Here is a 25,870-nt window from a genome sequence, read left to right on the forward strand (position 1 = left end):
TCTCAGTCCACGGCGGCCGCGTAGTGGCAGGCCGCCTGGGCCGTGGGCACCGCCGGGAGCACCGCCAGCGGCTCCGCCCGGCACCTGCCGTCCACCCCCGCCTCCGCCGCGCGCCCCGAGGCGAGCACCTGGCAGCGGGCGTGGAAGCGGCACCCGCCCGGGATCCGCGTCGGGTCCGGCGGCTCGCCCGTGAGCACGACGCGTTCCGGCGACTCGGGCAGCACCGACAGCAGGGCCTGCGTGTACGGGTGCCGGGGCGCGGTGAGCACCTGCTCCACGGGCCCCGACTCGACGATCCGGCCCAGGTACATGACCGCCACCCGGTCCGCGATGTTCCAGGCGAGGCCCAGGTCGTGGGTGACGACCAGCGCCGACAGGCCCAGCTCGTCGCGCAGCCGGAGCAGCAGGGCCAGGATCTCGCCCCGCACCGAGGCGTCGAGCGAGGCCACCGGCTCGTCGGCGATCAGCACCTTCGGCTCCAGCGCCAGCGCCCCGGCGATGACCACGCGCTGGCGCTGGCCGCCGGACAGCTCGTGCGGGTAGCGCAGGAAGAACCGCTCCGGCGGCCGGAGCCCGGCCCGGGAGAGCGCCGAGGCCACGACCTCCTGCTCGCCGGGCAGGCCGTGGATGCGCGGCCCCTCGGCGACGGCCTCGTAGACCGTCTGGCGCGGGTTGAGCGAGCCCATCGGGTCCTGGAGGACGAGCTGCACCTCCCGGCGGTACGCCTTGAGCGCCTTGGAGCCGTACTCCAGGGCCGTGCCGCCGTACAGGACGGAGCCGGAGGTGGGGCGTTCGAGGCCGAGGAGCGTGCGGGCGAGGGTGGTCTTGCCGCAGCCGGACTCGCCGACGAGCGCCACGATCTCGCCCTCGCCGATCGCGAGGTCCACCCCGTCGACCGCGCGGGCGCGCCGCCCGCGCGAGGGGAACCCCACGTGCAGGTCGCGGGCCTCCAGCAGGGTGGGCCGGGCCGTGCCGACCGCCTCCACGGGAGTCTGGGTCTCGGTCACGACACCTCCAGGGTGGTCTCCGCGGGCTCGGCCTTCTCCGGCCGTACGTGCACGCACGCGGCGCGGCGCTCGGGACCGGCGGGCCACAGCTCCACGTCGAGCGTGGGGCACACGTCCAGCGCGACCGGGCAGCGCGGGTGGAAGGAGCAGCCGGGCGGCAGGTCCATGGGGTCGGGCGGGTCGCCGCCGAGGCCCTTGGGCGCCAGCCGCGAGACCGGGTCGCCCACGGTCGGGAACGCGGCGGCCAGCGCGGCGCTGTAGGGGTGCTTGGGGTCGTGGAACACCTCGCGTGAGGGTCCGTGCTCGACCACCCGCCCCGCGTACATGACCGCGAGCCGGTCGCAGACGTCGGCGAGCACCGACAGGTCGTGCGAGATCATGATCAGCGAGATGCCGCGCTCCGCGAGCAGCTCCTTGATCAGGGTCAGGACCTGGGCCTGGACCATCACGTCGAGGGCGGTCGTCGGCTCGTCGGCGATGATCAGCCGCGGCGAGCAGGCGAGCGCCATGGCGATCATGATGCGCTGCCGCTGCCCGCCGGACAGCTCGTGCGGGTAGCTGCGCGCCCGCCAGGCGGGCAGCCCGACCTGTTCCAGCAGCTCGGCGACGCGTCCGCGCGCGCTGTCGGGCTTGGCCAGGCCGTGGACGAGCAGCGGCTCGGCGATCTGGTCGCCGATGCGCTGCACCGGGTTGAGCCCGTGCTGGGCGCCCTGGAAGACGATCGACGCCTCGGCCCAGCGGACGGCGCGCAGCCGGCCCCACTTCATGGCCAGGACGTCCTCGCCGTCGAGCAGGATCCGGCCGCCGACGCGGGCGTCGCGCGGCAGCAGCCGCAGCAGCGCCATGGCCAGCGTCGACTTGCCGGACCCCGACTCGCCGGCGACCCCGAGCGCCGTGCCCGCGTCGAGCGTGAGCGACACCCCCCGTACGGCGGGCACCTCGCCGGCCGCGATGCGGTAGGTGACGGAGACGTCGTCCAGTTCGAGCAGAGCCATCAGCCCGCCTTCCTGAGTCGCGGGTTGAGCACGGCCTCCAGCGCCCGGCCGCACAGCGTGAACGCCATGACGACGGCCAGGATGCACAGGCCGGGGATGATGATGTACCACCAGGCGCCCGCCGTCGCCGCGCCGAAGTCGTAGGAGGCGCGCAGCATCGTGCCCCACGAGGTCTTGTTCGCGCTGACGCCCAGGAAGGCCAGCGTGGACTCGGTGACGATGGCGCTGGCGACCTCCAGCGTGGTGCTGGCCAGCAGCAGGGGCGCGACGTTCGGCAGCACGTGGCGGGTGGTGATGTGCCAGTGCCCGCCGCCGAGCGCCTTGGAGCGCTCGATGTACGGCCGGGCCTCCACGGCGAGGGTCTGCGCGCGGATGAGCCGGGCCGTGGTGGGCCAGGTGGTCACGCCGATCGCCACGATGATGGTGAACGTGCTGCCGCCCAGGATGGCCGCCAGCACCATGGCGGTGATCAGCGAGGGCAGCACCAGGAACCAGTCGGTGATCCGCATGAGCGTGGCGCCCAGCCAGCCGCGGAAGTGCCCGGCGGCGATGCCGACGACCATGCCGATCACGATGCTGAGCAGCGCGGCCAGGAAGCCGATGAGCAGCGAGGTGCGCGAGCCCCACCAGACCATGAGCAGGATGGAGCGGCCGGACTCGTCGGTGCCGAACGGCGCGGCGAGGCTGGGCGGCGCGAACTTGGCGCCGGTGCCGGACACCACGCTCGTCACGCTCTGGTCGATGAACAACGGCGCGACCAGCGCCAGCACCACGGCCACGACCAGCGCCAGGAGGCCGACCATGCCGCCCCGGTGCTGCCGGAAGTCCCGCCAGAACCGGCCGAACGCGAGCCGCCTGCGGCTCCAGGCCACGGATCCCGTCGCGACGGCGCTCACGCGGACCTCACCCTCGGGTCGAGCATCCGGTAGACCACGTCGGCCAGCGTGTTCATGAGGATCACCGCGACGGTGATGAGCATGAACGTGCCCTGCATGAGCGTGAAGTCCGGCACCCTGATCGCCTCGTAGAAGAGCTGCCCGAGCCCGGGCCAGCTGTAGATGGTCTCCACGGTGACCGCGCCGCCGACGACGAAGCCGATGCGCATGAACACCAGCGTCACCGTGGGCAGCAGCGCGTTGGGCACCGCGTGGCGGCGTCGTACCTCGTCGTCGCGCAGGCCCTTGGCGCGGGCCACCGTCACGTAGTCCTGGCTGACCTCCTCCAGCAGGGAGGAGCGCATGACCAGCAGGTACTGGGCGTAGACCACGGCCACCAGCGTGAGGCACGGCAGCACCATGTGCGAGGCCACGTCCAGCACGTACGCGAACCCGTCGGGCGCGTCCACGCTCTCGATGCCCCGGGTCGGGAAGATCCCCGGGATCGGCCCGATGCCGACGCCGAACACCATGAGCAGAAGCAGGCCGAGCCAGAACGTCGGCACCGACCACAGCACCAGCGAGACGCCGGTCGAGACCCGGTCGAAGCGGGAGTTGTGCCGCCAGCCGGCCCGCGTGCCCTGCCAGAGGCCGAGGCTGACCGCGATGACCAGGCCGACGCCGGCCAGCAGCAGGGTCGGCCCGAGCCGCTCGCCGATGAGGTCGAGGACGGGCCGCTTGTACTCGTACGAGGTGCCGAGGTCGAAGCGGAGCGTCTTGCCGACGAAGTCGGCGAACTGGTCGATCAGCGGCTTGTCCAGGCCCAGCCGGTGGCGTTCGAGGGCGAGCTGGGTCGGGGTCATGTTCCGGCCCTGCGCGAGGTTGCGCACGGGGTCGCCGGGCAGCAGCCGGAACACGAAGAACGTGCCGATGATCACCATGGCGATGCTGAACAAAGCCCCACCCGCCTTCGACAGCGCGTACTGCAGCGTGCCGCGGTGGGTGGGGCGTTCGTCACCGGGGCCCGCCGCCTGAGCGGCGGCGGGCTCGGCTGCTTCGAGCGGTGCGGTCATTCGCGCTCGTCCGCGGCGCTCTTGCGCCGCCTGGTCACGAGGAACGCGACCAGTCCGAGGACGACCACGCCGCCGACCACGCCGAGGATGAGGCCGGTGTTGGAGCCGCCGCCACCGGAGGCGGAGCCGCCGGCCGGGGCCGCGACCGTGTCCACGGTGTAGAACGGCCAGTAGCCGCTGCCGCCGTAGAGCAGGCCGTTCTCCTCGGGGATCGAGGTGATGCTGGTGATGCGGTCCTTGCGGTAGCCCTCAAGGTCGTTCGTGTAGTAGATCGCGATGATCGGGGCCTCGGTGTAGAGGCGCTCCTGCATCTGCTTGATCAGGTCGGCGCGCTTGGCCCGGTCGAGCTCCTTGAGCTGCTCCTGGTAGAGCTTCTCGTAGGTCGGGTCGCAGTAGAACGACTCCGTGCCGCCGCCCTCGCCCTTGGGGGTCGGCCGGCGGCTGCACAGGTGCGTCGCCAGGACCTCCTCGGGGTCGGGGTTGACCGACCAGCCGCTGATCGCGATGTCGTAGTTGCCGGTGACGCCGGTCTCCTCCGAGAACTTGCTGGAGTCGAGCTTCACGGTGGTCAGCGTGACGCCGATCTCCTTGAAGAAGCCGGTCAGGTACTCGCCGAGCTTGTCCTCGATCGGGGTGTCGGCGTGGATCGTGAAGCGGAACTCCAGCTTCTTCTTGCCGTCGGGCATCGTGCGGACGCCGTCGGCGCCCTTCTTGTAGCCCGCGTCGTCGAGGATCTTGTTGGCCTTGGCCGGGTCGTAGGTGACCTTGGTGTCGCCGCTGGCCTCCCAGAAGAAGTCCTTGTACATGGGCGGCACGATCGACCCGTCGGCGGGCTTGGCGAGGCCGCCCTGCACCTCGGCCGCGAGCTTCTGCTTGTCGATCGCGTAGTGCAGCGCCTGGCGGACCTTCACGTCCTTCAGGGCGGGGTGACCGTCGCCGACCGGCTTGTTGTCGGTCGTCGTGGCGCCGGGGTTGACCTCCAGGTACGCGGCGCGCCGGCCCTGGTTGTTCCAGGCCACGATGTTGGGGTCGTTCTGGATGGCCTGGAACTCCGGCGGCGCGAGGCGGCCGATCAGGTCGATGTCACCCTTCTTCAGGCCGGCGATGGCGGCCTGCGGGTTGTCGTAGAAGATGACCTGGAGCTCGTCGATCTTCGGCTTGCCCCGCCAGTAGTCGGGGTTGGCCTTCAGCTTGACGTACTGGTCCTTCTTGTGCTCGACCGCGATGTAGGGCCCGCTGGAGACCGTCGGGTAGGTGTCGGCCTCGTAGTTGGCGAGGTCGGTCACCTTCTCCCAGACGTGCTTGGGCATGATCGGGATCGGGTTGTCCAGGATGGAGGCCTGGGGCGCCTTCAGCTTGATGACGAGGTCCTGGCCGTTGGCCGTGACGCTCTGGAAGTTCTCGACGGCCGGGCCGTTGGCGGTCTTCGCGGCGTCGTCGGTCATGATCTTGTTGAACGTCCAGGCGGCGTCGTCGGCCGTGATCGGCTGGCCGTCGGACCACTTCGCCTGCCGGATCTTGAACGTCCAGGTGAGACCGTCGCTGGAGGAGGTCCAGGACTCGGCGAGGTCCGGGCTGGGCTGGAGGGTCTTGGAGTCGGGGACCGTCAGGAAGCCGTACATCCACCGGTGGATCGAGGTGGAGACGAGGCGGACCGCCAGGAAGGGGTTCATCGAGTCGACGGCCTGGGTGGCCCCGACTCGCAGGACCTTCTTCCCCGCCGCAGGCTCCTGGGCATGGGCCACCTGGCCCTGACCTGCCATTAACAGCGCTACGCCCAGCACAGCCAGGCGTGCGATCCATTTCCTCATATGTGCCTCACCTTCAGGCGGGGATTCCTGTGTAGAGAAAGGCACACCATACGAACATCGCGTGTCAACGAGTCGCGGAAAATTGTTTCATCTTCGTTTCCTGATCCGGTGTAAATTTTCAGTCGGTCTCGACGACCTTGCCCGCTTCGACCCGTAGCCGGCGATCCACGTGGACGGCGTCCAGCATCCGGCGGTCGTGCGTGACGAGCAGCAGCGTGCCGGGGTAGGAGGCGAGCGCCGACTCCAGTTGCTCGATCGCCGGCAGGTCGAGGTGGTTGGTCGGCTCGTCCAGCACCAGCAGGTTGACGCCACTGGCCTGGAGCAGCGCCAGCGCGGCGCGGGTGCGCTCGCCCGGCGACAGCGTCGAGGCCGGCCGCAGCACGTGCGCCGCCCGCAGCCCGAACTTGGCGAGCAACGTGCGCACGTCGGCCGGCGCCATGCCGGGAACGTGCCGGGAGAACGCGTCGAGCAGCGGCTCCTCCCCCTCGAACAGCCCCCTGGCCTGGTCCACCTCGCCGACCACCACACCCGGGCCGAGCGCGGCGTGGCCCTCGTCCAGCGGGACCCGGCCCAGCATCGCGCCGAGCAGCGTCGTCTTGCCCGAGCCGTTGGCGCCGGTGATCGCGATCCGCTCGGCCCAGCCGACCTCCAGGTCGACCGGCCCCAGCGTGAACGCGCCCCGCCGCGCCACCGCACCGCGCAACGTCGCCACGACCGCGCCCGACCGGGGCGCGGCGGCGATCTCCATGCGCAGCTCCCACTCCTTGCGCGGCTCCTCCACGACCTCCAGGCGCTCGATCAGCCGCTCGGTCTGGCGGGCCTTGGCGGCCTGCTTCTCCGTCGACTCGACCCGCATGTTGCGGCCGATCTTGTCGCCGTCGGTGGCCTTGCGGCGGGCGTTCTTGACGCCCTTCTCCATCCAGGCGCGCTGGGTGCGGGCGCGCGCCTCAAGCTGGGAGCGCGTGTCGGCGTACTCCTCGTAGTCCTCGCGGGCCTGCCGCCGGGCGACCTCGCGCTCCTCCAGGTACGCCTGGTAGCCGCCGCCGTAGAGGCGGATCCGCTGCTGGGCGAGGTCGAGCTCCAGGACCTTGGTGACGGTCCTGGCCAGGAACTCGCGGTCGTGGCTCACCAGCACCGTGCCGGCCCGCAGCCCGGTGACGAACCGCTCCAGCCGCTCCAGCCCGTCGAGGTCGAGGTCGTTGGTCGGCTCGTCCAGCAGGAACAGGTCGTACCGGCTGAGCAGCAGCGACGCGAGACCGGCGCGGGCCGCCTGGCCGCCGGACAGCGAGGTCATCGGCTGCTCCAGGCCCACGTCGAGCCCCAGGTCGGCGGCCACCTCCTGGGCGCGCTCCTCCAGGTCGGCGCCGCCGAGCGCGAGCCAGCGCTCCAGGGCCTCGCTGTAGGCGTCGTCGGCGCCGGGGGCCTGCTCGACCAGCGCCTGCGTGGCCGCGTCGAGGTCGCGCTGGGCCGCCGACACGCCGGTGCGCCGGGCGAGGAACGCGCCGACCGTCTCGCCGGGCCTGCGCTCGGGCTCCTGCGGGAGGTGGCCCACGGTCGCGGTGGCGGGGCTCAGGCGCACGCCGCCCTCCTCGGGGGCGTCGAGGCCGGCCAGCATGCGCAGCAGGGTGGACTTGCCCGCGCCGTTGGCGCCCACGAGCCCGATGACGTCGCCGGGGCTCACGACGACGTCGAGCCCCGAGAACAGCACCCGGTCGCCGTGTCCGGCCGCGAGGTCCTTCACCACCATGGTCGCGCTCATGTGGTCCGATGCTACCGAGACCGGTCAACCCGAATATCGTGGCCCGATGCCGCGTCTTCCCGTCCTGCTGGCCGCCGTCCTGACCGTCGCCGCGGGGCTGGGGGTGCGGGCGCTGACCGGCGGCGCCTTCGCCAAGTACGCGGGCGACGCGCTCTACACGGTGCTGATCTACGCGCTCGTCGTGCTCGCCGCCCCGCGCGTCCGGCCCGTGATGGCGGCGCTCGTGACGGCCGGGCTGAGCTGGGTGATCGAGTTCGCCCAGCTCGCCGAGATCCCGCCGGTCCTGCGGCCGGTGCTGGGCAGCACGTTCAACCCGCCCGACCTGCTCTGGTACGCCGTGGGGGCCGCCGCCGCGTGGGCCGTCCACGCGTACGCGCTGGGGCGCATACATCAGGACCGGCCGGATAGGGGGTGAGGACACCCACTCCAACGAAGGGACCCTGATCATGGACGGCAAGACGATCGCGTTCCTCGTCGCCCCTGAGGGTGTCGAGGAGGTGGAGCTGACCGAGCCGTGGAAGGCCGTCAAGCAGGCCGGCGGCACCCCGAAGCTGGTCTCGACCGACTCGGGGCGGATCCAGGCGTTCAACCACCTCGACAAGGCGGGCACCTACGCGGTGGACGCCACGGTGGACGAGGTCTCCGCATCCGACTTCGACGGCCTGGTGCTGCCGGGCGGCGTGGCCAACCCCGACTTCCTGCGGATGGACGAGCGGGCCGTGGGGTTCGTCCGCGGCTTCTTCGACGCGGGCAAGCCGGTGGCCGCGATCTGCCACGCGCCCTGGACGCTGGTCGAGGCCGACGTGGTGCGCGGCCGTACGATGACGTCCTGGCCGAGCCTGCGGACCGACCTGGGCAACGCGGGCGCCACCTGGGTGGACAAGGAGGTCGTGGTCGACACGCACAACGGCAGCGTGCTGGTCACCAGCCGCAAGCCGGACGACCTCAAGGCGTTCAACCAGGCGGCGGTCGACGCGTTCAGCTCCTGACGCTCACGCGACCTCTTCCGTGCCGCCCGACGCTCACGCGACCTCTTCCGTGCCGCCCGACGCTCAAGCGACCTCTTCCGTGCCGCCGCTCGCGGCGGCGCGCTCGACGGCCGCGAGCAGCCGGTGCAGGCGCGCGGCGGTCGGGAAGTCGGTCGCGGCCGGCCGGCCCTCGCTGATCGCCCGCCCGACCTCCTGGTAGAAGGCGGCGACGTTGGCGACGGGCCCGCCCGCCGGGTCGAAGGGGACGGTCCGGTAGGAAGCGGGTACCTCGACCGGCTCGCCGCCGAGCCGGATGTCCCAGTCGGTCCAGTGCAGGTACGCGCCGGGCCGGGTGGGCGCCACGGTCAGCGAGCCCTCGGAGCCGACGAGCTTGATCAGGAACCCGTCGGGGCTGCCGCTGCCGCCGTGGACCACGGCCGAGGCGGTGGCGCCGCCGTCCAGCGTGCCCTGGAGCAGGACCTGGCTCGGCACCCGGTTGGGGACGGTGCGGCCGGTGCCGGCGACGGTCACCTCGTCGTGGCGGCGGGGCAGTCGTGCCGACACCTCCACCAGCGGCCCGGTGATCCGGTCGAGTGTCGCGAGGAAGTGGCCGGCCATGATCGTCAGGACGGTGGTGCCGCCGGCGGGGTCGGTGCTCCACTCCATGCCGGCCGGGATGACGGCGCCGCCGAGCGGGTCGCCGGCGGCCACCAGCACGGCCGACTCCAGCCGGCCGATGCGCCCCGCCGCGAGCAGGTCGCGCACGAAGAGCGCGTCCGGCGAGTGACGTCCCTGCAGGCAGACGGCGTTGACCACGCCGGCCTCCGACGCGGCGCGGGCCAGCTCGTCCGCCTCGGCCGGGTCCACGGTGAGCGGCCATTCCGAGACCACGTGCTTGCCCGCCTCCAGGGCGGCCCTGATCACCGCGGCGTGCCCGGGGGCCTTCACCGACACCACGACCAGGTCCACGTCGGGGTGGGCGGCCAGCTCGCCGGCGTCGTCGAACGCCAGTCGCGCGTCGTGCTCGGCGGCGGCCTTGTGGGCGCTGGTCATGTTCGTGGTCGCGACGGCCGTCACCTCGTACCCGTCCAGCGCGGTCAGCGCGGGCAGGTGCGACCCGGCCGCCCAGCCGCTGGCCCCGACGACTCCGGCTCTGATCATCCTTACGACCTCTCCCAGTTATGTACCTATCGGTATGAAACTAAGGGATGGCCGGGCGCGCTGCCAAGGGGTAACGTACCGATAGGTAAAAAACTCCGAGGAGGAACGCATGCCGGGCGGCAGGCCGCGCGCCTTCGACCCCGACGTCGCGCTGGACCGGGCCCTGGAGGTGTTCTGGCGGCAGGGGTACGAGGGGACGTCGCTGTCGGACCTCACCGCCGCCATGGGCGTCAACCGGCCCAGCCTGTACGCGGCGTTCGGCAACAAGGAGGAGCTGTTCGCCAAGGCGCTCGACCGCTACGTCGCCGGCCCTGGCGCCTTCGCCGCCGAGGCGCTGACCGCGCCGACCGTCCGCGAGGTGATCGAGCGCCTGGTCGAGGGCGCTGTCGAGCTCACCACGGGCGAGCTCACCACGGGCGAGCTCACCACGGGCGAGCTCACCACGGGCCCCGACCGGCCGCACGGCTGCCTGAACGTCAACAGCGTGCACGCCTGCGGCCCCGACTCCGTCGCCGCCCGCGAGGCGGCGATCGCGTGCCGCAAGGCCGGCGAGACGGCGCTGCGGCGACGCTTCGAGGGCGCGCCCGACCTGCCGCCGGGCTGCGACCCCGGCGTGCTCGCCCGGCTCGTCCACACCGTCACCGACGGCATCGCGGTGCAGGCGGCGAGCGGCCGCACGCGCGAGGAGCTGCGCGAGGTGGCCGCCCTGGCCCTGCGCACCCTCTTCCCCGCCTGACCTTCCGGCGGGGATCAGCCCAGGAGCGCTTCGGCGAAGCCGCGGACCGAGGAGCGCAGCCGGGTCACGCCGCCCTCGGCCATGACCCGCCCGACCAGGTCGGCGTCGAAGAGGCCGAGCAGGGCGTGGGCCGCGAAGGAGGCGTCGAGGTCGGGCCGCGCCTCCCCCACCAGCGCGGTGACGTGCCCGTGCCAGCGCACGTACGTGGGGTCGGCGTACTTGTCGTCCGCGCACGCCCGCTCGTGCGCCGCGAACAGCGCGAGGTTGCGCTCGGCCAGCCCCGCCAGCTCGTCGAGGAAGGCGAGCAGCCGCGCGCGCGGCGGCGAGCCCGGCCCCAGCGGCGAGCCGGCCGTGTCGATGGCGCGCGCCAGCGCCTCCGCGCGCTCCGCCAGCAGCTCCTGGAACAGCCCGGTACGGCTGCCGAACCGGCGGAACACCGTGCCCTTGCCCACGCCCGCCGCGGCCGCCACGCGGTCCAGCGAGACGTGCTCGGCCCCGTGCGCGGCCAGTAGTTCCTCGGCCGCGCGCAGGATCGCCTCCCGGTTGCGCGTCGCGTCGGCTCGCACCTCGCCCCTCTCGCCGGCTTGCAAACGGACCAACGGTCCCCATACTATCCCGGCCAGACAACCGGACCGCCGGTCCGCATAGCCGAGGAGTTTCGTGATGCGTGCCCTGACCGTCTCCGGCGGGACCTTCCCCGCCGCGCCCGCCACCGTCCCCGACCCCGAGCCCCGCCCCGGCGAGGCGCTCGTCGAGATCCACCACGCCTCCGTCAACCCGTCCGAGGTGCACCACATCGGCCACTTCCCCGACGGCGCGATCCTCGGCTACGACGCGGCCGGCGTGGTGGTCGAGCCCGCCGTGGACGGCACCGGTCCGGCCGCCGGCGCCCGGGTGGTGGCCTTCGGGGCGGGCGCGTGGGCGGAGCGGGCGGCGTTCCCGGTGGACGCGCTGGCCGTGGTGCCGGACGGGGTCCACCTGGCCGACGCGGCCGCGCTGCCGATGGCCGGCATCGCCGCGGTGCGCGCCCTGCGGGCCGCCGGCCCGCTGCTGGGCTCTCGGGTGCTCGTGACGGGCGCCACCGGCGCGGTGGGGCGGCTGGCCGTCCAGCTCGCCCGGCGGGCCGGGGCACACGTGGTCGCGCACGTCCGGGACGCGGCCCGGGCGGACGACCTGGGAGTGGAGACGGTGACGGACCTCGCCGGCGTCGAGCCGGTGGACGCGGTCGTCGAGGTGCTCGGCGGGCCGTACCTGGTGGCGGCCTGGCGGCTGCTGAGGCCGGGCGGCAACCTGCAGAGCATCGGGTGGGCGGCCGGCGAGCCGGCGGTGTTCGAGCCGAACTCCACGTTCATGCCCGGCGCGGCGCGGACGCTCAGCTCCGTCGGCGACCCCAGCGCCCCGGCGCCCGACCTGGCGTTCCTCGTGGGACTGCTGGCGCGGGGCGAGCTGTCGGCCGGGGTGGGCGGGCGCTGGTCATGGGAGCGGCCCGGCGAGGCGGTAGCCGCGATCTTGGCTGGAAAGGTGCACGGCAAGGCAGTTATCGACATAAAGCCGACAAAAACCGATGACGCTGTCAAAAATCCCCTGTAACGCCTTGCCCTCATCTCCGAAATGGTCTACAGCTATACCAATCAGTGACTCCCCCCGCTTACAGGGAGACCTCATGACCACTGAAGAGGATTCCAGGCGGCTCGCCGAGCTCGGCTACAAGCAGGAGCTGGCCAGGACCTGGAGCGGTTTCTCCAACTTCGCGATCTCCTTCTCCATCATCTCGATCCTCGCCGGCTGCTTCACGACCTTCGGACAGGCATGGAACAACGGCGGCCCCATCGCCATCTCGTGGGGCTGGCCGCTGATCTCCGCGTTCATTCTCATCATCGGGTTCTGCCTGTCGGAGCTGGTCTCGGCCTATCCGACCGCGGGCGGGATCTACTGGTGGGCCGCCACGATGGGCAAGCCGGTGCACGGCTGGTTCACCGGGTGGCTCAACCTCATCGGGCTCATCGCGGTGACCGCCTCCGTGGACTACGGCTGCGCGACCTTCCTGAGCATCACCCTCAACCGGCTGACGGGAGGCGCCTGGGAGGCCACGCTGCCGCAGGCGTTCCTCCTCTTCGTGGTCATCCTCGTGCTCCACGCGCTGATCAACATCTACAGTCACCGCCTCATCTCGCTGCTGCAGAACATCTCGGTCTGGTGGCACGTGGCCGGCGCCGCGATCATCGTCGCGATCCTGATCTTCGCGCCGGACCACCACCAGTCCGCGGCGTTCGTCTTCACCGAGAAGCTCAACAACTCGGGCTTCGGCACCACGAACGGCTTCACGTTCTGGCTGTACGTGCTGCCGCTGGGCTTCCTGCTCACGCAGTACACGATCACCGGCTTCGACGCGTGCGCGCACGTGTCGGAGGAGACCCAGGGCGCCTCCACGACGGCGGCCCGCGGCCTCTGGCAGTCGATCTTCTACTCGGCGATCGGCGGCTGGATCCTGCTGCTGTCGTTCCTGTTCGCCGCGACGCACGTGGACGAGATCAACAAGCAGTCCGGCTTCGTCGGCGCCATCTTCGAGACCGCGCTCTCCTCGCCGCTGGCCACCGTGGTGTTCGCCATCTCCACGATCGGCCAGTTCTTCTGCGGGATGAGCTGCGTGACGTCGATGTCGCGGATGACGTACGCGTTCTCGCGCGACGGCGCGGTGCCGGGCTGGCGGCTGTGGTCCAAGGTGGACCGCAACCGCACGCCGGTCAACGCCATCATCGCGGGGTGCGCCGTGGCCGCCCTGATCACCCTGCCCGCCCTGTACGCGCCCGCCGGCACGACCACCCCGGTGGCGTTCTACGCCGTGGTGTCGATCGCGGTCATCGGGCTGTACCTGGCGTTCATCATCCCGATCTGGCTGCGGCTGAAGATGGGCGACCGGTTCAGGCCCGGACCCTGGACGCTGGGCCGGAAGTACCGGGTGATGGGCTGGATCGCCTGCGTGGAGATCGCCATCGTGTCGGTGTACTTCATCATGCCGCTCTCACCGGCGGGTGTTCCGGGCAATCCGGACTTCGCGTGGACCTCGGTCAACTACGCGCCGCTCGCGGTGGGGGGCGTGCTGCTGGCCATCGCCCTGTGGTGGGTCCTGTCGGCCCGCCACTGGTTCACCGGCCCCCGCCGCACCGTCGACGAGCTCCCGATCAGCTGACGAACGACCGGTCAGGCGGCCTCGAAGGAGGCCGCCACGGCCGCGCGGACCCGGTCCATGGAGGTCTCGCCCAGCTCGCGCTTGAGCGAGGTCATGTCCACGTCCGGCATGCCGCAGGCCACCGCCCAGTTCCAGGGCTCCAGGTCGCCGTCGACGTTGAGGGCGAAGCCGTGGCTGGTGACGCCGCGGCTCTGCCGCATGCCGATCGAGACGACCTTGCGCCCGGTGGTCGTCGTCCAGACGCCCGTCAGCAGCTCCGAGCCCGGCGGGGTGTCACGGCGCTCGGCGGGCAGGCCGAGCGCCCCCAGCGCCTCGACCAGCCGGAGCTCCACCTCGCGGACGTAGTCCACGATGCCCTCGCCCTCGGCCAGCTTGACGATGAGGTAGCCGACGAGCTGGCCGGGGCCGTGGTAGGTGAGCTGCCCCCCGCGGCCGGTCTCGACCACGGGGATGCCGCGCGACGGGTCGGGCAGGTGGGCCGCCGGGGTGCGGCGGCCGACGGTGTAGACCGACGGGTGGCTGAGCAGCCAGAGCGTGTCCGGCCGCTCGTCCCGCTGGCGCTCGGCGACCAGGTCGCCCATGCGCTCCATCGCCTTGTCGTAGTCGACCAGCTCGTCCTGGATGAGAGTCAGCGGCCTGGGCTTCATGGTTCGAGGATAGAACGCCCCGCCGGTCAGTACTTCCTCGGCTCCTCCGGGACGAGGATCCACATGGCGACGTACAGGACCCACATCGGGCCGGGAAGGAGCGACAGGATCAGCCACAGGATGCGAACCAGCGTGGGCGGCAGGCCCATCTTGTCGGCGAGACCGCCGCAGACGCCGGCCAGGATCCTGTGCTCTCGTGAGCGGTACATCTGTTTCCTCCGTGTGGTTGCACCTATCCCGAACAACGGACAACCAGACGTCCGCTCTCCCCTCAGGGACCCTGAGAAAACCCTGACAGGGTCAGCCACCGGCGGGCCGCGTCCAGATGCGCGCTGGTCAGGCCGTCTCTCGGGTTCACCGGAACGAGCAGGAAATCGTCCAGACCCCGGTGCCCCCTGAGGTAGTCCTCGTCCTCCGGGCGCACCTGGTCGTCGAACCAGACGAACGGCCTGCGCTCCACCCACTCGGCCACGTGCGGGGTCTTGAACATCTCCCCCGCCGTGCTGCCCAGCACCGGCCCCATGGGCACGACGGGCAGCTCGGGCAGGCCGATGCGCGGGCTGATCCACTCGTTGGCGTGGTGCTCCCAGGTGGTGGCCCAGGCCAGCTCCGCGCCCGTCGCGATGGCCAGCTCCAGCAGCCGGGCGCCGTGCCGGGGGTTGAGGTGGACGGTGTACACCTGGTCGCCGATCGCGCACTGGTAGCGCCGGTACCCGAGGTCGGGCCGCCGGAACGGGTTGAGCACCCCGTCCACGTCGAGCAGCAGCAGCGGCTTCATCGGCTGCCCGCCCCGGCCCGGTGCTCCTGCGGGCTGATCCCGCGCACGCGCTTGAAGGCGGCGCTGAGCGCGAACGAGCTGCCGTAGCCGACCTTGCGGGCGACGGAGCCGATCGTGGCGTCGGGCTCGCGCAGCAGGTCGGCGGCCAGTGCGAGCCGCCAGTCGGTGAGGAACGCCATCGGCGGCTCCCCCACCAGGTCGGTGAAACGCCTGGCCAGCGACGCCCGCGAGACTCCGACCGCGGCGGCGAGCGAGGCCACCGTCCACGGGTGTGCGGGGTTGTTGTGCATCATGCGCAGGGCCCTGCCCACCACGGGGTCGCTCTGCGCGCGGTACCAGGCGGGGGCGTCGTTGTCGTTCAGCCACGACCGGAGCGTGGAGATGAGCAGCAGGTCGAGCAGCCGGTCGAGCACCACCTCCTGGCCGGGGTCGTCCCGGACGATCTCGGCGCCGAGCAGCCCGATGACCGGGCCGCCGGGCTGGACCAGCAGCAGCGGCAGCGCGTCCAGCAGCCGCCGGCTGATCTCGCCGTCCATCTGGTACGTGCCGGTGATGAGCACGGTCGAGCCGTCGGGGTCGTTGCCCCAGGTCCGCACGCCCAGCTCCATCGACTGGTAGACCGCCTCGCCGTCCAGCGTCGTGCAGCGCTGGCCGGGGTGGATGACGATCTGCGGCGGGGTGCCGGGGTCGTCGGCGACGGTGTACGGGTGGGGGCCGCGCAGGAGGGCCACCTCGCCCGGGGAGAGCCGCACGGGGTCGCCGGTGTCCGGCACGACCCAGGCCATGCCCCGGACGAGCGCGGCGAGGGTCAGCGGCGCCTCGTCCTGCACGCGCAGCGACCAGGGCGGGTCGAGCAGCGAGCGGAGCAGGAAGGCGCCGCGGGCGCGGGGGCCGTCGAGCAGCGCGGCCAGATGATCCATGGGTTAGACGATCGCATATGGAAGTGCGCTTCTCAACCATGGAGAGTCCAGCGATCTCCGGGCTTACTGGAGTCATGACAACTTTGGTGCTGGGCGGCACCGGCAAGACCGGCCGCCGTGTGATCGACAGGCTCACCGCTCTCGACCGTCCCGTGCGCTCCGGGTCCCGCTCCTCCTCGCCGGCCTTCGACTGGGCCGACCTCGACGGCTGGCCGGCCGCCCTGGAGGGCGCCGAGTCGATGTACGTCACCTACTACCCCGACCTGGCCGTGCCCGGCTCGCAGGCCGACATCCGCGCGCTCACCGAGCTCGCGGTCGACAGCGGCGTCAAGCGGATGGTGCTGCTGTCCGGCCGGGGCGAGCCGGAGGCCCAGGCGTGCGAGCGCATCGTCCAGGAGTCCGGGCTGGAGTGGACGATCGTCCGCTGCGCCTGGTTCATGCAGAACTTCAACGAGGGTTACCTGCTGGACGCGGTCCAGGCGGGCGTCATCGCGCTGCCCGCCGGGGACGTGGCCGAGCCGTTCGTGGACGCCGACGACATCGCGGACGTGGCCGTGGCGGCGCTGACCGGGGACGGGCACGCCGGGCGGGTCTACGAGCTGACCGGGCCGCGGCTGCTGACCTTCGCCGATGTCGCCGCCGAGCTGTCGGCCGCACTGGGCAGGCCGGTGGAGTACGCGCCGGTCGAGCCCGAGGAGTTCGCCGCGGGCGCCGCCGAGGCCGGCGTGCCCGCCGAGGACATCGAGATGCTGAACGCGCTGTTCGCCGAGGTGCTGGACGGGCGTAACGCGTACGTGGCGGACGGGGTGCGGGAGGCGCTCGGCCGCCCCGCTCGCGACTTCGCCGCCTTCGCCCGGAACTGGGCCCGTGACCTGGTGAGGTGACGTCGCCTCAGGCCGGACAGGGCGATCCGGCGGCCCCCTCACGACTTGACGGTGCTCCTTGAACCGGCCAGGATCTTGTGACGTTCGGTAATGGGCACTACACGTGAGCCAGGGGCCGTAATGGAGAGTCCACAGAGTCCCGTCGAGCGGCTCAGGGCGTCGATCAGGCACCTGTGGGAGGACCTGTCACCGGCGGAGCGCGCCGTGTGCCGGTTCCTGGTCTCGGCCTCTCCCGACCAGATCCTGTTCTCCAGCGCCCAGGAGCTCGGCGCGGCCACCGGCACGAGCAACGCCACGGTGGTGCGCACCATGCAGCGCCTCGGCTTCGGCGGCCTGCCGGGGCTCAAGCGCGCGCTCGCGGCCGGGTTCACCTCGACGGCGGCTCCCGACGTGCGCCTGCGCACCAGCGCCGGCCACGTCGGCCACGACTTGTCCGAGATCTGGGAGCGGGTCTTCGACGAGGCGCGCGAGCGCGTCGACCACTGCCGCCGCCTGTGGGACCCCGAGTCGTTCCGGCGCGCGGTCGAGGTGATGGCGGGCGCGAGCGCGATCCTCGTCTACGGCACCGGGGCGTCCGACCCCTCCGCCCGCCACCTCGCGCTCAAGCTCGGCCGGCGCGGCCACCGCGCCCGCGCCACCTCCGCCACCGGCTTCGCGCTGGCCGACGACCTGCTGTCGCTGCGGCACGGCGAGGCCGTGGTGATGTTCCAGCCGGAACGCGAGCCGCGCGAGCTCACCGTGCTGGTCGAGCGGGCCCGCGCGGTCGGCGCGGGCGTCGTGCTCGTCTCCGGCGAGCCGGGCGGCGCGTTCGCCGGCAAGGTCGACGCCGTCCTGGCCGCGCCCCACTCCCAGACCGGCGTCACCGCCGGGCCCCTGACCGGCATCATGGTGGCCGACGCGCTGCTGCTGGCCCTCGACACGCTCGACGGGACCCGCCCGGTCGAGCACTCCCGCCAGCTCACCGCCCTACGTGAGCAACTGCTCGGTCCCCGCATCCGCTAGCCTCACACCGTCACTCTCACGGTTTCGGAAAGGTGCTCCGGTGATCGGCTGGTTCGAAGCGGTGGTGCTCGGCCTCCTCCAGGGGCTGACCGAGTTCCTGCCCATCTCCTCCAGCGCCCACATCCGGGTGGTGTCGGCGTTCTTCGGCTGGCAGGACCCGGGGGCCGCCTTCACGGCGGTGATCCAGCTCGGCACGGAGGCCGCCGTGCTGATCTACTTCCGGCACGAGATCTGGGAGATCGTCTCCATCTGGACGCGATCCCTGTTCAGGCCGGCGCTGCGCTCCCACCACGCGGCCCGCATGGGCTGGTACGTGATCGTGGGCAGCCTGCCCATCGGCGTGCTCGGCGTGCTGTTCAAGGACCAGATCGAGACGGTCTTCCGCGACCTGCGCATCGTGGGCACCACGCTGGTGGTCTTCGCGCTCATCCTGTGGTGGGCCGACCGCACCGCCCGCAACAAGCTGACGCTGCAGAAGCACCTCAGCTTCCCCCACGCGATCGTGTACGGCTTCGCCCAGGCGCTGGCGCTCATCCCGGGCGTCTCCCGCTCCGGCGGCACCATCACGGCCGGCCTCCTGCTCGACTACCGCCGCGAGGACGCCGCGAAGTACTCGTTCCTGCTCGCCATCCCGGCCGTGCTGTCGTCGGGCCTGCTGGAGCTGCGCGAGATCGGCGGCGGGCAGTCGCCGGCCTGGGGGCCGACGATCCTGGCGACGCTCATCTCGTTCGTCGTCGGTTACGCGGCGGTGGCGTGGTTCCTGCGGTACATCAGCAAGCACCGCTTCACCGGCTTCGTCGTCTACCGCATCGCGCTCGGCCTGTTCGTGATCCTCGCGGTCACGCTGAACTGGATCCCCGCCCAGGGCTGACGCCGCTGGGCCACTAGGCGCTCAGGGTGCGCGGATAGCGGCTGGCCAGGGCGAAGACGACGGCGAACAGGGCCCAGGACGCGACGTACGCGATCGGATGGGCCCACGAGTCGCCGACGACGTCGGCCAGCGCCTCGCGGCCCTCGAAGTACAGCGTCAGCCCCAGCACGGCTCCCGGCAGCGCGCCCCACCAGCGCTGCCACCACACCTCGTGGACCACCACCTCGAACACGACCAGCGCGATCGGCCCCAGCAGGAGTAATTTCAGGCCGGGCGCTTCGTCGATCAGGCTGGTGACGGCCATGACGGCCACGGCCGAGGCGACGGTCAGGAGGACGACGGCGCCGAAGGGGGCGGGCTCGTCACGCGGGTCGATCTGCTGTTCGGACACCCGCCCATTCTGGTGCATCCTTGACGGGCCGATAGGTCGCCAGCGTGAACAGCACCGCCACCAGGCCGATCGCGGTCGCCAGGATCTCGACGCCCGCCCGGCCGTACCAGCCGAGGGCCACCCCGCCCGTGACACCCGCCACGACCAGCCCGAAGTACTGCGCCGAGGCGAGCAGGCCGAGGCCGATCGACACGTTGCCGGGCACGGCGCCGACCGTCCGGTACTGCTGCGCGGGGGCGATCATCCAGCCGAGCACACCCCACAGGAACGCCCACACCAGCGCGACGGGCAGCGCGAGGTTGGCGACGGGGATGAGCCCGAGCGCCACGGTGGACGCGGCCAGGCCGATCAGCACCATGCGGCGCGGCCCGTACGTGTCGGTCAGCCGCCCGCCGAGCTGGTTGCCCACGACGCCGCCCACGCCCCACGCCCAGAGCACGGCGGGCAGCGGCAGGTCGAACAGCGAGCCGATGTAGACGTAGGCGGTGAAGCCGGCGGCGAAGAAGAGGAGCTGGGTGACCAGCACCGCGAGCATCCGCCGGTCGGCCAGCGGCGCGAACCGCTCGGCGAGCCGGCCCGAGGTGGGCACCTTCACGTCCGGCACCACGGCGGCCACGCCGACGAAGCCCACGACGCCGAGCCCGACGACCAGCCACATCGTGGCCCGCCAGCCCGCCACGCCACCCAGCCAGGTGCCGAGGGGCACGCCGATCGCCGAGGCGATGGTCAGCCCGCCCATCACCAGCGCCAGCGCGCGGCCCCGCCGCTCGGGCGAGCTCAGCGCCGTCGCCACGCCGGACGCCGTGGGCGTGAACATCGCCGCTCCGGCCGCCGCCACCACGCGCGTCGCCAGGACCAGCGGATACGTGGGCGCGAGGGCGGTCAGTACGTTGCCGACGACGAGGACGGCCAGCGCGACGAGCAGGAGCGCGCGACGCGACATGCGGGCCGTGGCGGCGGCGAGCAGGGGCGACAGCACGGCGTAGGCCAGGGCGAACACGGTCATGAGCTGGCCGGCGGCCGAGGGCGAGACGGCGAGGTCGCGGGAGATCGGCGGCAGCAGCCCGGCGGTCACGAACATGCCGGTGCCGGTGGCGAAATTGCCCAGCGCCAGGGGGTAGAGCCGGGATGTCACATCATCCTCCGTACACGTCAGTTGGACGTCCATCAAACTGTCGCATAGTTTTATGGTTGTCAAACGATTAGACGGAGATAGGGTTCGGACCATGCGCCTGCTACCGCATCCGGCGACGGAATCCATCCAGCTCACCGAGGTTCTGCGCGCGCTGGCCGACCCGGTGCGGCTGGAGATCGTCGTCCGGCTCTCCGTCCAGAAGGAGCAGACGTGCTCGGGCGTGGGCGAGGAGCTCGGCGTGCACAAGTCCACGGCCTCGCACCACTACCGCATGCTGCGCGAGTCCGGCGTGGTGATGACCCGGCAGGTGGGGCGGCTGAAGTTCATGCGCCTGCGCCGCGACGACCTCGACGCCCGCTTCCCGGGCCTCCTCGACTCCGTCCTCGCCGCCGCGCGCGCCGACGACGCCGTCCTCGCGACCGCGCGGGCCGAGGGTGTCCGTGCCGTCGAAAGCGTCCCGGCGCATGGCGGGTGAGCTGCCCGTACGTCACGCGCTGCCCGAGCTGCTGAGCGCGCTCGACGCGCACGGCACGGCGGTGCTGACCGCGCCGCCGGGCAGCGGCAAGACCACCGTCGTGCCCCTCGCCCTGGCCGACGCCGGGCTGCGCGTGCTGGTGGCCGAGCCACGGCGGCTCGCCGTCCGCGCCGCGGCCCGCCGCATGGGCGTGAGCTACGCGATCCGCGGCGAGCGGCACACCGGCGCCGACCCGAGGGTCGAGGTCGTCACCACCGGCCTGCTCCTCCAGCGCCTCCAGCACGACCCCGAACTGCCCGGCGCCGACGTCGTCGTGCTGGACGAGTGCCACGAGCGTCACCTGGACGCCGACACCGCGCTCGCCTTCCTCCTCGACGTACGCGAGACGCTCCGGCCCGACCTGCGCCTGCTGGCCACCTCCGCCACGGCCGACGCCGCGCCGTGGTCCCGGCTGCTCGGCGGCGCGCCGGTCGTGGCGGCGTCCGGCACGCCCCACCCGGTGGAGACCGTGTGGGCTCCGCCGGCCCGCCCGCTCCCGCCGCCGCACGGGATGCGCGTCGATCCGGCGCTGCTCGCCCACGTGGCCCAGGTCGTCCGGCGGGCCCTGGCCGAACGCCAGGGCGACGTGCTGTGCTTCCTCCCCGGCACGGCCGAGATCGCCAGGGTGGCGGGCCTGTTGCGGGACGTCACGAACGACATGAACGGCGGGAACGGCGGGAACGGCGGGAACGGCGAGGGCGGCGGGGACGGCGTGGAGGTCCTCCAGGTGCACGGGCAGGCGCCGGCCCGCGTGCAGGACGCCGTCCTGTCGCCGGGGACCCGGCGCCGGGTGGTGCTGGCCACGTCGGTCGCCGAGTCGAGCCTGACCGTGCCGGGCGTCCGCGTGGTCGTGGACTCCGGGCTGGCCCGCGAGCCGCGCACCGACCACGCCCGCGGCCTCGGCTCGCTCACGACCGTCCGCGTCTCCAGGGCCGGCGCCGTCCAGCGCGCCGGACGGGCGGGCCGCGAGGCCCCCGGCACCGTGTACCGCTGCTGGACCGAGGCCGAGCACGAGCGGCTGGCCGAGCATCCGCGACCCGAGATCGCGCTCGCCGACCTGACGGGGTTCGCCCTCCAGGCGGCCTGCTGGGGCGTGCCGGACGCGGCGGCGCTGGCGCTGCTCGACCCGCCGCCCGACGCGGCGATGGCCGCCGCCACCGCGACGCTGACCGACCTCGGCGCCCTGGACGGCGGCCGGGTGACTGCCCGGGGCCGGCGGATGGCGGGGCTCGGCCTGCACCCCCGGCTGGCGCGGGCGCTCATCGACGCCGGCCCGCGCGCCGCCGAGGTGGTCGCCCTGCTGTCGGAGCAGCTTCCGCGCGACGCGGGCGACGACCTCGTGGAGGTCTGGCGCTCGGCCCGGCGCGGCGGCGACGCCTTCGCGTCCCGCTGGCGCCAGGAGGTCAGGCGCCTGTCGAGGTCACTCGCGCCGGGCGGTGGCGGCGCGGCCGGGAACGGTGGCGCCGCCGGACGTGCGGGCACCTTTCAGAGCGGCGACACCTCCGAGGGCGTCGGCGCCTCCCGAAGCCATCGCGACACCGGGAGCCGTGGCGGTGGGGGCTTGGGTGATGACGCGTTCGCGGGGCTGGTGGTCGCTCTGGCGTTCCCCGAGCGGGTGGCCAGGCGGCGCGGCGGCGGCTACCTGATGGCCTCCGGCACGGCCGCCGCGCTCGGCGAGGGTTCGAGGCTCGCGGGCGCCCCGTGGCTGGCGGTGGCGGTGGCGGACCGTCCCACCGGCTCGGCGTCGGCGCGCGTACGGCAGGCCGTGGAGATCGACGAGGCGACCGCGCGGCTCGCCCATCCCGTCACGGCTGAGGAGGAGGTCGCCTGGCGCGTGCCCCCGGGCGAGCGGCGCGGCGACGTCTCGGCGCGGGTCGTCGAGCGGCTGGGCGCGATCGAGCTGTCGTCCGCGCCGCTGCCCGACGCGGACGTGCGCGCGGCGCTGCTGCACGGCCTGCGCACCGAGGACGTCCTGACCTGGACGAGGGACGCGCTGGCGGTACGCGCCCGGCTGGCGTTCTGTCACCGCGCCGTCGGGGAGCCGTGGCCGGACGTGGGCGGCGCCGGGCCCGGCATGGAAGCCTTGGCGGATCTGGCCGACCGGTGGCTGGAGCCCGAACTGTCCAGGGCCCGCCGCCGCGCCGATCTGGAGCGGATCGACGTGGCCGCGGCCCTGCTGTGCCTGGTCCCGTGGAGCGAGCGGCTGGAGGCGGTCGCGCCGGAGCGCGTCCAGGTGCCCAGCGGCTCACGCGTCCGGATCGACTACTCGCAGGAGCGGCCGGTGCTCGCGGTGAAGCTCCAGGAGCTGTTCGGATGGGACGGCGCGCCGTCCATCGCGGGGGTGCCGCTGCTCGTTCACCTGCTCTCCCCGGCTGGGCGTCCGGTGGCGGTGACGGCCGATCTGGCGTCGTTCTGGCGAGACGGCTATCGCGCGGTACGGGCGGAGCTGCGCGGCCGCTACCCCCGGCACCCCTGGCCGGAGGACCCGCTGACGGCGACCCCCACGAGCCGCACGAACAGGAGAACGTGACCCCGCATGCGCGCCGACCAGCCGCCCCCACAGGAGACCGCGACCCATGTGCGCGCCGACCAGCCGCCCCGACTGGAGACCCCGAGCCGCGTGCGCGCCGACCAGCCGAGCCCGTCGAAGACCCCGGCGCACGTGAGTCCCGCCGCCGTGGTGCTCGAAGCGGCTCGGGACAACGCCGCGTGGTGTGACGCGATGTGCCGCGCGCACGGCCTGCCCGGCCGCTTCACCGCGCACGCCTGGACCAACCCGCGCCGCACCCCGCCCTACTACCCCGACGCCGTCACCCTCTCCCCCTCCGCCACCGAGGCCGGCGTGCTCGGCGGCATCGACGCGGGGCCGGGCGCCTCGGTCAAGGACTCCTTCGCCGCCCTGGACCTGACCCCGTACGGCTTCCACGTGCTGTTCGAGGCGCGCTGGCTGCACCGGCCGGCCGCCCCGGCGCCCGATCCCGCCGGGGACGTGGTCTGGGGGCGGGTGCGCTCCGCGTCCGAGCTGCGGGAGTGGGAGCGGTCCTGCTTCGGCGGCGAGGCGGACGGGCTCTTCCCGCCGTCACTGCTGGAGGAGACCGCCGTCCTGTACGGCCGGCGTGACGGCGCGGTCGTGTGCGGCTGCGTGCTGACCCTCACAGGGGAGGCGGTGGGCGTCTCCAACGTCTTCGCGTCCGGCTGCGACGACGACACGGCGTGGGCCGGGACCGTCGCACAGGCGGCGCGCCTGTTCCCGGGCCGCGACCTGGTGGGCTACGAGGCGGACACGGCCCCGGCCGAACGCCACGGCTTCACCCCGACCGGCCCCCTCAGGGTCTGGCTCACAAGCTGACGCGAACCGTCAGCGCCAGGACGCGGGCGAAGCGACCCGCCGGGTGCGTCAAGGCACGGGACGCGTCAGGCGTCCCGCAGCAGGCCGTCCACCACCTCGACCAGGTAGGCGATCTCCGCCGTGCTGGTCTCGGGGCAGCCCCGCAGGTGCGGCGGTCAGAGCGGGAAGGTGACGGACGGGTCGCCCAGCGAGCGCCGGCCGACGGCGAGGGAGGCTCCGTTCATTACGCCGAGACTGATAACCCGGAATGGGGCCTCGCCACCGGAGTCCGGACGTTGCACACTTCTAGGCATGTCGTGGGCCGGAAGATCCGCTGTCGAGATCGCCGCCGCCGTGCGCCGCGGCGAGGTGAGCGCCGAGGCGGTCGTCGAGGAGCATCTCGGCGTGATCGCCAGGCGCGACCCGCAGGTGGGCGCGTTCCGGCTGGTCAGGAAGCGGGCCGTGGAGGAGGCGCGGGCGCTGGGCGAGCGCCGCGACCTCGCCGAGCTGCCGCTCGCCGGGGTGCCGGTGGCGGTCAAGGACAACCTGGAGGTGGCGGGCGAGGCCATGCGGGCCGGCTCGGCCGCGACGGGCGTGACCCCCGAGCCGCGCGACCACGAGACCGTCGCCCGCCTGCGCGCGGCCGGCGCGATCGTGGTCGGCCTGACGAACCTGCCCGAGCTGGGTCTCGTCGGCTTCGGCGACAGCGTCCACGGCGTCGTGCGCAACCCGTGGAACCTCTCCCGTACGGCGGGCGGCTCCTCCTCGGGCAGCGCCGCGGCCGTGGCGGCGGGGATGGTGCCGATCGCCCTGGGCAACGACGGCATGGGGTCGCTGCGGATCCCGGCGGCGGCCTGCGGGGTGTTCGCCGTGAAGCCGGGCGCGGGGCTGGTGCCGCCGCCCGGCGACGACTGGGACGGGCTGAGCGAGAACGGACCCCTGGCCGCGCACGTCGCCGATCTGGCGCTGGCCCTGTCGGTGCTGGCGGCCGACCCGGCGCTGGCCGAGTCGTGGCGCGGGGGCAGGCGGCGGGAGCCGGCGCCACGGATGCTGCGCTCGGTGTGGGCGGGCGAGGACGAGGTGTGGGACCCGCCGGCGCCGCCGGCCGAGGAGGAGCCGTTCGACCTGCGGATCGCGTACGCGCCGCAGCCGCTGCCCGCGGGGCTGCCGATGGACCGGGAGTTCCGGGCGGCGGTGCGCGGGGCGGCCGAGACGCTGCGCGTGGCCGGGCACACGGTCGTGGAGCGCGAGGGCCGGCTGCCGTTCTGGCTCGGGCCGTCCACCGTGGCCGCGTGGCTGTCGCGCGCCGCCGAGGCCGTGGACGTGCTCTCCCGTCCGGCGGCGGGCAACGGGACGGGGCGCGGAAGCCAGGGGCTCGCGAAGGACGGACCGGGGCTGGACCGGCGGAGCCGGGCCCTCGCTCGCGGCGGGCGGCTGCTGAGGGCGCTGAGCCTGGACGGGGCGCGCGGGCGGGCGCGCTGGCAGGCGTACGCGGCCGACCAGTGGTTCGGCGACGCGGACGTGCTCATCACGCCGGTCCTGGCCACCGTGCCGCCCGCGGCCGGCGGCTGGCGCGAGCGCGGGTTCGCGCGCAACGCGCTGGCCAACATCCGCTTCGCCCCGGCGACCGGGCCGTGGAACATGTGCGGCTGGCCCGCCCTGGCCGTGCCGATCGCGACGCATTCGAGCGGCCTGCCGATCGGGGTGCAGCTCGTCGCGCCGCCGGGCGGCGAGCCGCAGCTCCTTGGCCTGGCCGCGCAGCTCGAAGCCGCCCACCCGCTGGTCCGCCCGCCCGGCATGTCGGCGTGAAGCGACCCCGCCCGCC

The 25,870-nt window shown here is 73.1% G+C and carries 26 protein-coding genes; 12 read left to right on the forward strand and 14 right to left on the reverse strand.

Annotated features, from left to right (window positions below):
* Positions 1 to 2: 2 nt before the first annotated feature.
* The 6 genes from HD595_RS13220 to HD595_RS13245 all read right to left on the reverse strand — a co-directional run bounded on the left by HD595_RS13220 (position 3) and on the right by HD595_RS13245 (position 7,520).
* Positions 3 to 1,007: an ABC transporter ATP-binding protein gene (locus tag HD595_RS13220; RefSeq protein ID WP_420540703.1), complete on the reverse strand. Its 1,005-nt coding sequence runs from the start codon at positions 1,005 to 1,007 to the stop codon at positions 3 to 5.
* Entirely contained in the window at positions 1,004 to 2,002 is a 999-nt protein-coding gene (locus HD595_RS13225; protein ID WP_253768816.1) for an ABC transporter ATP-binding protein, read from the reverse strand. The genes HD595_RS13220 and HD595_RS13225 overlap by 4 nt, the downstream gene beginning before the upstream one ends.
* Positions 2,002 to 2,898 carry an ABC transporter permease gene (locus HD595_RS13230; protein WP_253768818.1) on the reverse strand — a complete coding sequence of 299 codons (897 nt, stop codon included), beginning with the start codon at positions 2,896 to 2,898 and terminating at the stop codon, positions 2,002 to 2,004. The genes HD595_RS13225 and HD595_RS13230 overlap by 1 nt, the downstream gene beginning before the upstream one ends.
* Positions 2,895 to 3,950 carry an ABC transporter permease gene (locus tag HD595_RS13235; protein WP_253768819.1) on the reverse strand — a complete coding sequence of 352 codons (1,056 nt, stop codon included), beginning with the start codon at positions 3,948 to 3,950 and terminating at the stop codon, positions 2,895 to 2,897. Before HD595_RS13235 ends, HD595_RS13230 begins: the two co-directional genes overlap by 4 nt.
* Positions 3,947 to 5,761 (reverse strand): ABC transporter substrate-binding protein, encoded by a 1,815-nt coding sequence (locus HD595_RS13240; RefSeq protein WP_253768821.1) that lies wholly within the window; start codon positions 5,759 to 5,761, stop codon positions 3,947 to 3,949. The genes HD595_RS13235 and HD595_RS13240 overlap by 4 nt, the downstream gene beginning before the upstream one ends.
* Before the next feature lie 118 nt (positions 5,762 to 5,879).
* Positions 5,880 to 7,520: an ABC-F family ATP-binding cassette domain-containing protein gene (locus HD595_RS13245; RefSeq protein ID WP_253768822.1), complete on the reverse strand. Its 1,641-nt coding sequence runs from the start codon at positions 7,518 to 7,520 to the stop codon at positions 5,880 to 5,882.
* Between the two features lie 46 nt (positions 7,521 to 7,566).
* On the opposite strand from HD595_RS13245, the gene HD595_RS13250 reads away from it, so the two are divergent.
* Together HD595_RS13250 and HD595_RS13255 are read left to right on the forward strand one after the other, a co-directional pair.
* Entirely contained in the window at positions 7,567 to 7,935 is a 369-nt protein-coding gene (locus HD595_RS13250; RefSeq protein ID WP_253768823.1) for a ribosomal maturation YjgA family protein, read from the forward strand.
* Between the two features lie 31 nt (positions 7,936 to 7,966).
* On the forward strand, positions 7,967 to 8,509 hold the full coding sequence (locus tag HD595_RS13255) for a type 1 glutamine amidotransferase domain-containing protein (RefSeq protein WP_253768825.1): 543 nt from the start codon (positions 7,967 to 7,969) through the stop codon (positions 8,507 to 8,509).
* A 63-nt stretch (positions 8,510 to 8,572) separates the two neighbouring features.
* Here the strand turns inward: HD595_RS13255 and HD595_RS13260 are convergent, their stop codons facing one another.
* The gene (locus HD595_RS13260) at positions 8,573 to 9,649 is read right to left on the reverse strand and encodes a Gfo/Idh/MocA family protein (protein ID WP_253768826.1); all 1,077 of its coding nucleotides are present in this window, start codon (positions 9,647 to 9,649) and stop codon (positions 8,573 to 8,575) included.
* Positions 9,650 to 9,758: 109 nt separating this feature from the next.
* Between HD595_RS13260 and HD595_RS13265 the strand changes: the two genes are divergently transcribed.
* A complete protein-coding gene (locus HD595_RS13265) occupies positions 9,759 to 10,385 on the forward strand; it encodes a TetR/AcrR family transcriptional regulator (protein ID WP_253768828.1) in 627 nt (208 codons plus the stop codon).
* 14 nt (positions 10,386 to 10,399) lie between these two features.
* On the opposite strand, the gene HD595_RS13270 is transcribed toward HD595_RS13265, so the two are convergent.
* Positions 10,400 to 10,984, reverse strand: coding sequence for a TetR/AcrR family transcriptional regulator (locus HD595_RS13270; RefSeq protein WP_253768830.1), 585 nt, complete (start codon positions 10,982 to 10,984; stop codon positions 10,400 to 10,402).
* 64 nt (positions 10,985 to 11,048) lie between these two features.
* Between HD595_RS13270 and HD595_RS13275 the strand changes: the two genes are divergently transcribed.
* Together HD595_RS13275 and HD595_RS13280 are read left to right on the forward strand one after the other, a co-directional pair.
* Entirely contained in the window at positions 11,049 to 11,975 is a 927-nt protein-coding gene (locus tag HD595_RS13275) for a zinc-binding dehydrogenase (protein ID WP_253768832.1), read from the forward strand.
* Positions 11,976 to 12,048: 73 nt separating this feature from the next.
* Positions 12,049 to 13,575 (forward strand): amino acid permease, encoded by a 1,527-nt coding sequence (locus HD595_RS13280; RefSeq protein WP_253768833.1) that lies wholly within the window; start codon positions 12,049 to 12,051, stop codon positions 13,573 to 13,575.
* 11 nt (positions 13,576 to 13,586) lie between these two features.
* Here the strand turns inward: HD595_RS13280 and lipB are convergent, their stop codons facing one another.
* From lipB to HD595_RS13300, 4 genes are all read right to left on the reverse strand, one after another.
* Positions 13,587 to 14,222, reverse strand: coding sequence for a lipoyl(octanoyl) transferase LipB (gene lipB, locus HD595_RS13285; RefSeq protein ID WP_253768834.1), 636 nt, complete (start codon positions 14,220 to 14,222; stop codon positions 13,587 to 13,589).
* Between the two features lie 26 nt (positions 14,223 to 14,248).
* Positions 14,249 to 14,431, reverse strand: a complete 183-nt coding sequence (locus tag HD595_RS13290; RefSeq protein WP_175595164.1) for a PspC domain-containing protein — start codon at positions 14,429 to 14,431, stop codon at positions 14,249 to 14,251.
* A 62-nt stretch (positions 14,432 to 14,493) separates the two neighbouring features.
* Positions 14,494 to 15,000 carry an HAD domain-containing protein gene (locus HD595_RS13295; protein WP_253768836.1) on the reverse strand — a complete coding sequence of 169 codons (507 nt, stop codon included), beginning with the start codon at positions 14,998 to 15,000 and terminating at the stop codon, positions 14,494 to 14,496.
* Positions 14,997 to 15,920 carry an AraC family transcriptional regulator gene (locus HD595_RS13300; RefSeq protein ID WP_253768838.1) on the reverse strand — a complete coding sequence of 308 codons (924 nt, stop codon included), beginning with the start codon at positions 15,918 to 15,920 and terminating at the stop codon, positions 14,997 to 14,999. The genes HD595_RS13295 and HD595_RS13300 overlap by 4 nt, the downstream gene beginning before the upstream one ends.
* A gap of 74 nt (positions 15,921 to 15,994) precedes the next feature.
* Here HD595_RS13300 and HD595_RS13305 point away from each other — a divergent pair, with 74 nt between their 5' ends.
* The 3 genes from HD595_RS13305 to HD595_RS13315 all read left to right on the forward strand — a co-directional run bounded on the left by HD595_RS13305 (position 15,995) and on the right by HD595_RS13315 (position 18,677).
* A complete protein-coding gene (locus tag HD595_RS13305; protein ID WP_253768840.1) occupies positions 15,995 to 16,804 on the forward strand; it encodes an NAD(P)H-binding protein in 810 nt (269 codons plus the stop codon).
* A 120-nt stretch (positions 16,805 to 16,924) separates the two neighbouring features.
* The gene (locus HD595_RS13310) at positions 16,925 to 17,806 is read left to right on the forward strand and encodes a MurR/RpiR family transcriptional regulator (protein WP_253768842.1); all 882 of its coding nucleotides are present in this window, start codon (positions 16,925 to 16,927) and stop codon (positions 17,804 to 17,806) included.
* A 40-nt stretch (positions 17,807 to 17,846) separates the two neighbouring features.
* Complete coding sequence (locus HD595_RS13315; protein WP_253768844.1) at positions 17,847 to 18,677, forward strand: undecaprenyl-diphosphate phosphatase; 831 nt, start codon at positions 17,847 to 17,849, stop codon at positions 18,675 to 18,677.
* 13 nt (positions 18,678 to 18,690) lie between these two features.
* On the opposite strand, the gene HD595_RS13320 is transcribed toward HD595_RS13315, so the two are convergent.
* Together HD595_RS13320 and HD595_RS13325 are read right to left on the reverse strand one after the other, a co-directional pair.
* A complete protein-coding gene (locus tag HD595_RS13320) occupies positions 18,691 to 19,068 on the reverse strand; it encodes a hypothetical protein (RefSeq protein ID WP_253768846.1) in 378 nt (125 codons plus the stop codon).
* Complete coding sequence (locus HD595_RS13325) at positions 19,040 to 20,203, reverse strand: MFS transporter (RefSeq protein WP_253768848.1); 1,164 nt, start codon at positions 20,201 to 20,203, stop codon at positions 19,040 to 19,042. The genes HD595_RS13320 and HD595_RS13325 overlap by 29 nt, the downstream gene beginning before the upstream one ends.
* 91 nt (positions 20,204 to 20,294) lie before the next feature.
* Here HD595_RS13325 and HD595_RS13330 point away from each other — a divergent pair, with 91 nt between their 5' ends.
* The 4 genes from HD595_RS13330 (at position 20,295) to HD595_RS13345 (ending at position 25,854) form a co-directional block, all read left to right on the forward strand.
* Positions 20,295 to 20,678 (forward strand): ArsR/SmtB family transcription factor, encoded by a 384-nt coding sequence (locus HD595_RS13330; protein WP_253768849.1) that lies wholly within the window; start codon positions 20,295 to 20,297, stop codon positions 20,676 to 20,678.
* Positions 20,668 to 23,247: an ATP-dependent helicase HrpB gene (gene hrpB / locus HD595_RS13335; RefSeq protein ID WP_253768851.1), complete on the forward strand. Its 2,580-nt coding sequence runs from the start codon at positions 20,668 to 20,670 to the stop codon at positions 23,245 to 23,247. The genes HD595_RS13330 and hrpB overlap by 11 nt, the downstream gene beginning before the upstream one ends.
* Before the next feature lie 6 nt (positions 23,248 to 23,253).
* The gene (locus HD595_RS13340) at positions 23,254 to 24,066 is read left to right on the forward strand and encodes a hypothetical protein (RefSeq protein WP_253768853.1); all 813 of its coding nucleotides are present in this window, start codon (positions 23,254 to 23,256) and stop codon (positions 24,064 to 24,066) included.
* Positions 24,067 to 24,357: 291 nt separating this feature from the next.
* Positions 24,358 to 25,854: an amidase gene (locus tag HD595_RS13345; RefSeq protein ID WP_253768855.1), complete on the forward strand. Its 1,497-nt coding sequence runs from the start codon at positions 24,358 to 24,360 to the stop codon at positions 25,852 to 25,854.
* Positions 25,855 to 25,870 lie beyond the last annotated feature (16 nt).

The organism is Nonomuraea roseoviolacea subsp. carminata, from assembly GCF_024172185.1.
Classification (GTDB): Bacteria; Actinomycetota; Actinomycetes; order Streptosporangiales; family Streptosporangiaceae; genus Nonomuraea; species Nonomuraea roseoviolacea.

Excerpts from the sequence above, each read along its gene's own strand:
- HD595_RS13225 (WP_253768816.1), bottom strand. The coding sequence starts at position 2,002 with ATGGCTCTGCTCGAACTGGACGACGTCTCCGTCACCTACCGCATCGCG.
- HD595_RS13235 (WP_253768819.1), bottom strand. The coding sequence starts at position 3,950 with ATGACCGCACCGCTCGAAGCAGCCGAGCCCGCCGCCGCTCAGGCGGCG.
- HD595_RS13240 (WP_253768821.1), bottom strand. The coding sequence starts at position 5,761 with ATGAGGAAATGGATCGCACGCCTGGCTGTGCTGGGCGTAGCGCTGTTA.
- HD595_RS13245 (WP_253768822.1), bottom strand. The coding sequence starts at position 7,520 with ATGAGCGCGACCATGGTGGTGAAGGACCTCGCGGCCGGACACGGCGAC.
- HD595_RS13250 (WP_253768823.1), top strand. The coding sequence starts at position 7,567 with ATGCCGCGTCTTCCCGTCCTGCTGGCCGCCGTCCTGACCGTCGCCGCG.
- HD595_RS13255 (WP_253768825.1), top strand. The coding sequence starts at position 7,967 with ATGGACGGCAAGACGATCGCGTTCCTCGTCGCCCCTGAGGGTGTCGAG.
- HD595_RS13260 (WP_253768826.1), bottom strand. The coding sequence starts at position 9,649 with ATGATCAGAGCCGGAGTCGTCGGGGCCAGCGGCTGGGCGGCCGGGTCG.
- HD595_RS13265 (WP_253768828.1), top strand. The coding sequence starts at position 9,759 with ATGCCGGGCGGCAGGCCGCGCGCCTTCGACCCCGACGTCGCGCTGGAC.
- HD595_RS13275 (WP_253768832.1), top strand. The coding sequence starts at position 11,049 with ATGCGTGCCCTGACCGTCTCCGGCGGGACCTTCCCCGCCGCGCCCGCC.
- HD595_RS13280 (WP_253768833.1), top strand. The coding sequence starts at position 12,049 with ATGACCACTGAAGAGGATTCCAGGCGGCTCGCCGAGCTCGGCTACAAG.
- lipB (WP_253768834.1), bottom strand. The coding sequence starts at position 14,222 with ATGAAGCCCAGGCCGCTGACTCTCATCCAGGACGAGCTGGTCGACTAC.
- HD595_RS13290 (WP_175595164.1), bottom strand. The coding sequence starts at position 14,431 with ATGTACCGCTCACGAGAGCACAGGATCCTGGCCGGCGTCTGCGGCGGT.
- HD595_RS13295 (WP_253768836.1), bottom strand. The coding sequence starts at position 15,000 with ATGAAGCCGCTGCTGCTGCTCGACGTGGACGGGGTGCTCAACCCGTTC.
- HD595_RS13300 (WP_253768838.1), bottom strand. The coding sequence starts at position 15,920 with ATGGATCATCTGGCCGCGCTGCTCGACGGCCCCCGCGCCCGCGGCGCC.
- HD595_RS13305 (WP_253768840.1), top strand. The coding sequence starts at position 15,995 with ATGACAACTTTGGTGCTGGGCGGCACCGGCAAGACCGGCCGCCGTGTG.
- HD595_RS13310 (WP_253768842.1), top strand. The coding sequence starts at position 16,925 with ATGGAGAGTCCACAGAGTCCCGTCGAGCGGCTCAGGGCGTCGATCAGG.
- HD595_RS13330 (WP_253768849.1), top strand. The coding sequence starts at position 20,295 with ATGCGCCTGCTACCGCATCCGGCGACGGAATCCATCCAGCTCACCGAG.
- hrpB (WP_253768851.1), top strand. The coding sequence starts at position 20,668 with ATGGCGGGTGAGCTGCCCGTACGTCACGCGCTGCCCGAGCTGCTGAGC.
- HD595_RS13340 (WP_253768853.1), top strand. The coding sequence starts at position 23,254 with ATGCGCGCCGACCAGCCGCCCCCACAGGAGACCGCGACCCATGTGCGC.
- HD595_RS13345 (WP_253768855.1), top strand. The coding sequence starts at position 24,358 with ATGTCGTGGGCCGGAAGATCCGCTGTCGAGATCGCCGCCGCCGTGCGC.